The sequence below is a fragment of the Xanthomonas campestris pv. asclepiadis genome (genome assembly GCF_020784175.1).
Taxonomy (GTDB): Bacteria; Pseudomonadota; Gammaproteobacteria; order Xanthomonadales; family Xanthomonadaceae; genus Xanthomonas; species Xanthomonas campestris_D.
The window spans coordinates 37111-45924 of record NZ_JAJGQM010000039.1; the positions used below are offsets into that span (position 1 = coordinate 37111).

Annotated in this window: 6 protein-coding genes; 4 read left to right on the plus strand and 2 right to left on the minus strand. The window is 68.2% G+C overall.

The features are described from left to right. Positions 1-482 precede the first annotated feature (482 nt). Together LL972_RS16245 and LL972_RS16250 are read left to right on the plus strand one after the other, a co-directional pair. On the plus strand, positions 483-1700 hold the full coding sequence (locus LL972_RS16245) for an efflux RND transporter periplasmic adaptor subunit (protein WP_228328468.1): 1218 nt from the start codon (positions 483-485) through the stop codon (positions 1698-1700). After that, entirely contained in the window at positions 1697-4801 is a 3105-nt protein-coding gene (locus LL972_RS16250; protein ID WP_228328469.1) for an efflux RND transporter permease subunit, read from the plus strand. Before LL972_RS16245 ends, LL972_RS16250 begins: the two co-directional genes overlap by 4 nt. Before the next feature lie 240 nt (positions 4802-5041). On the opposite strand, the gene LL972_RS16255 is transcribed toward LL972_RS16250, so the two are convergent. Next, positions 5042-5386 carry a hypothetical protein gene (locus LL972_RS16255; protein ID WP_228328470.1) on the minus strand — a complete coding sequence of 115 codons (345 nt, stop codon included), beginning with the start codon at positions 5384-5386 and terminating at the stop codon, positions 5042-5044. Between the two features lie 286 nt (positions 5387-5672). Between LL972_RS16255 and LL972_RS16260 the strand changes: the two genes are divergently transcribed. Both LL972_RS16260 and LL972_RS16265 read left to right on the plus strand, forming a co-directional pair. Further along, positions 5673-6554: a pirin family protein gene (locus tag LL972_RS16260; RefSeq protein WP_228328471.1), complete on the plus strand. Its 882-nt coding sequence runs from the start codon at positions 5673-5675 to the stop codon at positions 6552-6554. A gap of 229 nt (positions 6555-6783) precedes the next feature. Then, on the plus strand, positions 6784-7398 hold the full coding sequence (locus tag LL972_RS16265) for an FMN-dependent NADH-azoreductase (protein ID WP_228328472.1): 615 nt from the start codon (positions 6784-6786) through the stop codon (positions 7396-7398). A gap of 250 nt (positions 7399-7648) precedes the next feature. On the opposite strand, the gene LL972_RS16270 is transcribed toward LL972_RS16265, so the two are convergent. Then, positions 7649-8596: a LysR family transcriptional regulator gene (locus tag LL972_RS16270; protein ID WP_228328473.1), complete on the minus strand. Its 948-nt coding sequence runs from the start codon at positions 8594-8596 to the stop codon at positions 7649-7651. Between the last annotated feature and the right edge of the window lie 218 nt (positions 8597-8814).

Here is an 8814-nt window from a genome sequence, read left to right on the forward strand (position 1 = left end):
CAGCCGCGTTGCCGCCGCTGGCAGCCACGCCAGCGCATTCACCTGCCTGCGTGATGCGTAATGCGGAGTGCCGATCTCCTGTGCAGGCTGAACGATTCGCCAGGTGCCGACAGGTACTTCAAGAATTCTGCACAGTCCTAAAAATTCCTTAACAGCCACTTGCAACGATGGCACTCGGCGACACCCGCCGTTGATCGAGTGCCGAGTGTTCTTGTACCACTGCCGGACACGCGTTGCACAAGGTGGCCGTTGTCGCCAGGCGCAGCGTGCAGCGTCATTGCGTCGCGGCTGGCACGTGTGCGATCGCGCCGGGCAGTGAAGTGCATTTGTCGCGGTGGTGCGGATCAGCGATGCGTGGCGCCGACGTCAGCGCCCACGCTGTCGCTTACCACCCATGACCCATTGCGGTGTGCCTTCGCACCGTCCGGCGCCGCGTCCACTCGCTTGCCATCCCTTCTTCCAGGCCACTGCCGCACACCGCGATGATCACTCCCTCGACAACCACGACATCCACCACGCCCGGCGCTGCCGGTGCAGCGAAGGGCACGCCGCGCCGGCGACTGGCTTCAGTGCTGGCAGCTTGCGTGCTGGCCGTTGTCGCCATCGCCGGCGCGGGGTGGTGGTGGTCCGCGCGTGCCCAGCCGGAGCGCGACGCGCTGGCGATCAGTGCCCTGTCGGTCACTGCGGTGACGCCGCGCGCGGTGGAATGGCCGAGCACCCTGCAGGCGAGCGGGTTGGTCGCGCCCTGGCAGGAGGCGATCATCAGCTCGCAGAGCAACGGCTTGCGTCTGTCCAGCCTGGACGTGGCGGTGGGCGATGTAGTCAGACGCGGCCAGCTGCTGGCCCGCTTCGACACCGCCACCCTGCTGGCGGCCAGGGCCGAACTGAGCGCCGGCCTGGCCAAGGCACAGGCGGCCGCCAGCCAGGCCGACAGCAACCGCGGGCGCGCGCTGCGCCTGCAGACCGCCGGCGCCATCAGCGATCAGGAAGTGCAGCGCTATGTGACCGAAGCGGTGACCGCCAAGGCGCAGATCGCGGTGGCACGCGCGCAGCTGGATGCCAACCGGTTGCAGCTGCAGCAGGCCCAGATCCTGGCCCCGGACGATGGACTCATCAGCGCGCAGGCGGCGACGCTGGGCGCGGTGGCCACCAGCGGCCAGGAGCTGTTCCGGCTGGTGCGCCAGGGCCGGCTGGAGTGGCGCGGTGAATTCAGCCCCGAACAGATCGCGCGGATCGCGGTGGGCCAGCAGGTCGGGCTCCGCCTGCCCGACGGCAGCGTTGCCATGGCCCGGGTGCGCCAGATCGCGCCGCTGCTGGATGCGCGCTCGCGGCTCGGTCTGGTCTACGCGGATATCGCGCACGGCAGCCTGTTGCGCGGCGGAATGTATGTCGATGGTGCGCTGGAACTGCCGGCCAGCCGCGCGTTGGTGGTGCCGGCGTCGAGCGTGGTGGTGCGCGACGGTCGCAGCACCGTGTTCTGCCTGGTCGGCAGCGGCGGCCAGGCCAGGGTGCGCGCGCAACAGGTCGTGGTGGGGCGCCGGCTCGGTGCCGATGTCGAGCTCCTCGCACCGCTGGCGGCGGGCACGCGCATCGTGGCGCAAGGCGCCGGGCTGCTGGCCGACGGCGATACGGTGCTGGTCACCTCCACCTCCACCCGTGGCTTGGTCGGGATGCAGCTGCTCCCGCGTGGGCGGCGATGAATTTCGCCACCTGGTCGCTGCGCAACCCGATCCCGGCGCTGCTGGCGTTCCTGCTGTTGTCGCTGGCGGGGATCTACGGGTTCAGGCAGCTGTCCATCCAGGCACTGCCGGATCTGGACCTGCCCACCGTCACCGTCGCGCTGACGCAGCCGGGCGCGGCTCCGGCGCAGCTGGAAACCGAAGTCGCGCGCAAGGTCGAGGATTCGATCGCAACGGTCAGCGGCCTGCGCCATCTGCGCACCACCGTCAGCGATGGACAGGTGCGGATCGTGGCCGAGTTCCGGCTGGAAAAATCGCTCTCCGATGCCTTGATCGAAACCAAGGATGCGGTGGATCGGGTGCGCTCGACGCTGCCGCCGGAACTGCTGCAGCCAGCCATCAGCGCAGTCACCGAAAACAGCACGCCGATCCTCACCTACGCGGTGACCTCGACCACGCTGGATGAAACCCAGCTGTCCTGGTATGTCGACGACACCCTCAACAAGGCGCTGGCCAAGGTGCCCGGCGTCGGCCGCGTGCAGCGCCTGGGCGGGGTGGAGCGCGAGATCCGGGTCGAGGTGGATCCGGTGCAGATGACCGCACGCGGGGTCACTACTTCCGATGTGTCGCGCGCGCTGCAACAGATGCAGCAGGATTCCTCGGGCGGGCGCACGCAGGTGAGCGGTGCCGAGCAGTCGGTGCGCACCCTGGCCGGCGTGCGGCAGGCCGCGGCGCTGCCCGGTCTGTCGGTTGCGCTGGGCAATGGCGACAACGTGCGCCTGGACCAGATCGCCACGGTGCGCGACAGCTACGCCGAGCGCCGCCAACAAGCATTGCTCGACGGTGTGACGGTGATCGGGGTCAGCATCTACCGCACCAAGGGCTTCGACGAGACCCGGATCGCCACAGGTGTGGCGCAGGCGCTGCAGCACCTGCAGCAGCGCGACCCGCATCTGCGCATCACGGCGGTTTCCGGGACGGTGGCCTACACGCTGGAGCAGTTCGAAGGCTCGATGTCGATGCTCTACGAGGGCGCGCTGCTGGCGGTGCTGGTGGTGTGGCTGTTCCTGCGCGACTGGCGCGCCACGCTGATTGCCGCCTCGGCGCTGCCGCTGTCGATCCTGCCGGCGTTCGCGGTGATGTGGTGGCTGGACTACTCGCTCAACACGCTCACGCTGCTGGCCTTGGCGGTGGTGGTGGGCATCCTGGTCGACGATGCCATCGTCGAGATCGAGAACATCGAGCGCCATCGACGCATGGGCAAGACCGCCTTCCAGGCCACCGCCGATGCGGTCAACGAGATCGCCCTGGTGGTCATGGCCACCACCGCGACCCTGGTGGTGGTGTTCGTGCCGACCACGCTGATGGGCGGCATCCCCGGCCTGTTCTTCAAGCAGTTCGGCTGGACCGCGGTGATCGCGGTGGTGGCCTCGTTGCTGGTGGCGCGGCTGATCACCCCGATCATGGCGGCCAGATTCCTGACCTCCCGGCACACCGCCGACCCGCAACCGGCCACCGGCGCACTGACCGCCGGCTACCTGCGGCTGGTGCACTGGAGCCTGCGCCATCGCGCGGCCACGCTTGGGGCGGCCGGCGTGTTCCTGCTGTGCTCGCTGGCATTGCTGCCACTGCTGGCCAAGGGCCTGGTGCCGCCGAGCGACCGCGGCACCATCACCGTCAAGGTGGAACTCGGGCCGGAGAGCGACATCGACCAGACCCGGCGGATCACCGAGCGTGTGCGTGCCGCGGTCGCGCATGTCGCCGGCGTCGGCACGGTGTTCACCAGCATCGGCGGCAGTGGCGGCGGCCGCGATGCGCAGGTGCCGGAAGTGCGCAAGGCCGAGATGACGCTGGTGCTGTCCGAACGCGACACGCGCAGGCCGCAGGCGGAGATCGAGCGCGCGGTGCGGCGGGTGCTGGTCAACGTCACCGGTGCGCGCTTCACGGTGGGCGGCGGCGGGTCCGGCGAGCACCTGTCGATGATCCTGACCAGCGATTCGGAAACCGCGCTCAACGCCACCGCTACTGCATTCGCAGGCCAGTTGCGCGCAGCGGGCCTGTCCGGGGTGCGTACCACCGCAAGCCTGGAGCGGCCGGAAATCGTGGCGCGGCCGATCGACAGCCAGACCGCGCGCTACGGCGTGAGCAGCGCGCAGATCAGCCAGACCTTGCGCACCGCCACCAGCGGCGATTTCGAACCACAGCTGGCCAAACTCACGCTGGACAACCGGCAGATCAATATTCGCGTGCAGGTCCCCGAACGCGTCCGCGCCGATCTGGCTGCGCTGTCCAATCTGCGTGTGCTATCGCGCGACGGCCTGGTACCGTTATCCAGCGTCGCGGTGTTGACGATGGAAAGCGGCCCGAGCGAAATCAACCGCTACGACCGGCAGCGCTATGTCACGGTGAGCGCCGATCTTGGCGAGATGCCGTTGAGCCAGGCGCTGGCGTTGGCCAACTCGCGCGCGGCCATCGTGCACCTGCCGGCGAACGTGTCGCTGATCCAGTCCGGCGATGCGGAAGTGGCGGCGGAACTGTCCTCCGGCCTGGTGCAGGCGATCGTGATCGCGATCGCCTGCATGCTGTGCGTGCTGATCCTGCTGTTCAACGATTTTTTCCAGCCGTTGACCATCCTCTCGGCGATTCCGTTGTCGCTCGGCGGCGCCTTCATTGCGCTGTTGCTGTTCGGCAGCGAGTTGGATGTGCCCTCGATGATCGGCCTGGTGATGCTGATGGGCATCGTCACCAAGAACTCGATCCTGCTGGTGGACTACGCGGTGATCGCGCTACGCGATGGCGTGGCCGACGTGGATGCGGCCTTGATCGATGCCTGCCGCAAGCGCGTCCGCCCGATCGTGATGACCACCGTGGCGATGATCGCCGGCATGTTGCCGATCGCCCTGGGCTTCGGCGCCGATGCCAGTTTCCGCCAGCCCATGGCCATTGCGGTGATCGGCGGGTTGATCAGTTCGACGGTGTTGTGCCTGGTCGTGGTCCCGGCGGTGTTCAGTTGCATCCATGCCTTCCAGGCGTCGTTGCAGCGTCGCTGGCGCGGTGGATTTGGCACGCATGCCGATGCGGACGCCGTGGCGGATGCGGTGAATCCGCAGGGCCGCGGCTGAGCTGCTTCCAACGCTGCGCGCGGATACGTTGCAGTGTGCGTGTGGCGCTTAGCGCAGCTGGTGTTATGCAGGGCAAGGCAACCAGCTACCCGTGCCGTATCCAGCGTGGGGAGCCGCAGCCAGTGGTCCATCGCCGCACGCCGCACTGGACGCTGCGATCGCTCCCCACACCGCACGTGCCCGCTGTGCGTCGCCGGGCTACGCACGGCGATGCGGATGCGCCGATGCCGACGACGACCTTCAGCCGCAGTAGATCGCGGTGATGTTGTTGTTCGGGCCGGTCTCGACGGTGAGGTGATCGCCACCGCTTTCGCTGGCGCCCTGGGCCGGGTCGGCCAGGCCGCTGGCAGTGGTGCCGCCGGTGGCGCGCTCGCCGCGGCGCAAGCTGACCTGCAGGCTGTCGCTGTCCACGCGCGCACGTTCAATGGTCTGCGCCGCAGCGGCCAGGCCCACCGCGCCGCGCACCTTGTCGATATGGCACTGGCCGGAGATGGCCCCGTCGATGGGCTGCACCTGCGCGACCTGGTTGGAGGCACAGGCCGAGAGCAACAACACGGCGGCGAGCGGGGCGAGGGTGCGGATCATCGGGGGTCTCCAGCGGAAGAATGCCGCAAGCGTGAAGAACCCGTTGTTGGCGTGGCATGAAGACCACCCGCCGCATGCGCCGCGTGCCAGGCGCGCCATGTCCTGCGGCTGTCCGGACGCTGGGCTGAGCCCATATCGCATGACCAAGATGATCCGGCGCCTTGCGATTACTTCGATTTATGGACGACTCCACTCCAAATCTTCCGGCTAGTCCATCAATGGGCGCATCTCTACTCTTTGCCTCACCGGGGCAGCGCGCCCCACCGCCACCGCAAGGGGATCTGTCATGAACGCACAACTGGCCACCGTCGACACCGCTCAGCCGCAGCGCGCCACCAGCATGCAGGCCGCGCCGCGCCCGGTGGTGTTCCGCACCCGCGGCACCACCCGCGGTCCGATCACCCGGCTGATGAGCCCGGGCGACCTGGGCCAGTTGCTCAAGCCGTTCGTGTTTCTGGACATGTTCACCGTCGACCCGTCCGTGGGCGGCACGCCCATGGGCATGCATCCGCACTCGGGCATCGCCACGCTCACCTACCTGATGAGTGGCCAGATGGGCTACGAGGATTCCACCGGCGAACAGGGCATCCTGCCGGGCGGCGGGGTGGAGTGGATGCGGGCCGGCAACGGCGTCTGGCATGACGGCGGGCTGGTGGGCCAGGCCACGGCCAAGGGCTTCCAGCTGTGGGTCGCATTGCCGGCGGCGGAAGAAAACGCTGCGCCGCAGAGCCTGTATCTGTCGCCTGACGACGTGCCGGTGGCCGGCCCGGTGCGGGTGTTGCTGGGGCGCTACGGCGCGCTGGAAAGCAGGATCCCGGCACCGGCCGACATGACCTACCTGGGCGTGCAGCTGCAGGACGGCGAGACTTGGCGCTATGTGCCGCCGGCCGGTCACACGGTGGCCTGGATCGCGGTGCACGGCGGCCAGCTGGAAGCGGCCGAGACCATCGGCAGCGGCCAGATGGCGGTGTTCAAGGACGCCGAGCAGGCCATCGAGGTGGTGGCGGTCGGTGCGACCTCCTTCGTGCTGGGCTCGGCGGTCAAGCATCCGCACGAGCTGGTGATGGGCCATTACTCGGTGCACACCAGCAAGGCCGCACTGGCCCAGGGCGAGGCGGAGATCCGCCGCATCGGCGAGCAGCTGCGCGCACGCGGCCGCCTGGCCTGAGTCCGGCGCCACCGGCAGCCGAGGCATGGCTGCCGCGTGGCCGGCGCACAGCACGCGGATTGCCCGGCACACTAGTGCGCCGCCGACGCTTTCGAGGCCAGTGCGCCCCCCAAACAGGCCGCCTTATCGGCAACTCATCTCAACCACGACTTCCACCACGTCGATGCATGCGCGCTTGCGCCACGCGTCGCCGAACCCTCATATCCCACACGCTTCCAAAGGTACTGACATGAAACTGCTCCATCTCGATTCCAGCATCCTCGGCGCTTACTCGGTCAGCCGTCAGCTCTCGGCGGCCACCGTTGCAAAATTGCAGTCCGGCAACAGCGATATCGCGGTGACCTACCGCGATCTGGCCGCCGAGCCGCTGGCGCATCTGTCCGGCGCGCATCTGGCCGCCCAGCAGAATCCCACTGGCGACCAGAGCCCGGCACTGGCCGCCGAACTGGCCACCAGTGCGACGGTGCTGCAGGAGTTCCTGGACGCCGACACCGTGGTGATCGGCGTGGCGCTGTACAACTTCACCATCCCGACCCAGCTCAAGGCCTGGATCGATCGGGTGCTGGTGGCCGGCAAGACATTCCGCTACAACGCGCAAGGCGTGCCCGAAGGGCTGGCCGGCAACAAGCGGGTGATTCTGCTGGTGGCGCGTGGCGGCTTCTATGGCGCCGGCTCGCCGATGGCGTCGCTGGAGCATGCAGAGAGCTACATGCGCACCGCGCTGGGCTTTGTCGGCGTGCACGCTCCCGAGGTCATCGTGGCCGAAGGCCTGGCCACCGGCGCAGACGCCCGCCAGGCGGGGATTGCCAGCGCCCAGCAGCAGATCGATGGGCTTGCTGCCTGAGTGATATGGCGCGTGACGCCTGTCCGGTGGCATCGCCTGCGCCGGCGATGCCACCAGTTGACCGGTGCCGATCTTTCAAACGTGCCGACACTGCATCGAGCGGACAGCGTGCCGTTCGATGTCGTGCGTTGCCCACGTGGCAGGGACCAACAGCGCGTCAAAGGATGTCGGCGCCACGCTGCGCGCGCGTGCCCGGCGCTGATGCTGCATCAATGCGGACGTTGCAACCGCCTGCTCAGCATCACGGCAATCACTGCACGCCGGGCAGCGCGGTGCTGCTTGCCAGGCCTGCCACCTCTTTGCATTCAGGCGCATTCAATCGCGTCGTCACGGCCTGGATAAACGCCGACACCGCACGCGGCAGATGGTGCCGGCTTGGATACAGCGCGTACAGGCTCTGGCCCTTGCGTTGAAAATCCGGCAACACCACGGTCAGGCGACCTTCGTCGATATCGGGCCAGGTGAGCGCCTGCGGCAACAACGCGATGCCGAGCCCGGCCACCGCCGCAAGCCGCAGCGCGCGCGCGGTGGTGGCGGCCATGCGCGCCTGCACCTGGACGTCTTCGGCAAGCCCGGACGGGCCGACCAGCGTCCAGGTGGCGTACCCGCTCGGATGCGGGAAACTGAGGCAGTCGTGCCGTGGCAATTCATCCAGCCGCAGCGGCCTGCCGCGTGCCTGCAGGTAGCCGGGGCTGGCCACCAGCACATCGTTGGTGTCGGCCAGGATCTGGCGGCCGACATAGCCCAGGTCCGTCACCACACCGCCCCGGAAGGCCACATCGATGCGCTCGGCGATCAGGTCGGCCTTGGCGTCGCTGAGCACGAATTCCAGGCGCACGCGCGGATGCGCGGCAAGAAATTCGCCCACCCATTCGACCCGGAAAAAATCCAGGAAATCCGCTGGCGCCGCCACCCGCACCAGGCCGGCCGCTTCCTCGCCACCTGCCACCAGGCTCTGCCCGGCGGAGGTCAGCCCGTCCACCGCGTCGGCGCAACGTTCGTAAAAGGCCTGCCCGGCATCGGTCAGGGTGAGCTTGCGGGTGGAGCGTTGCATCAGGCGCGTGTCCAGCTCCGCTTCCAGCTGCTGCACGCGCCGGCTGACACTGTTGGGCGCGGTGCCCAGGCGGCGCGCGGTCTCGGCAAAACTGCCGCTGCGCACCACCTGCACGTACAGCGCAATGTCATTGAGATCGATCACCAGCGGCCTTGGCGCGTGCAAACGCGGAGTCTAAGCGTGCTGGCTGCGCGTTTGCCACTCTCAGAAGTGGTGAAACGGTGCGGCAAGGCAGTCGTAGAGCATTGGTGCTGCGGCTTGGCTGCAGGGCCCTTGCCCGCCCAACATCGCAGGACACGCCGCAAGTACGTCCCTGTAGCAACTGTGTTGTTGGAGGGGGTTCTGACCGTTCTGGAAGCCGG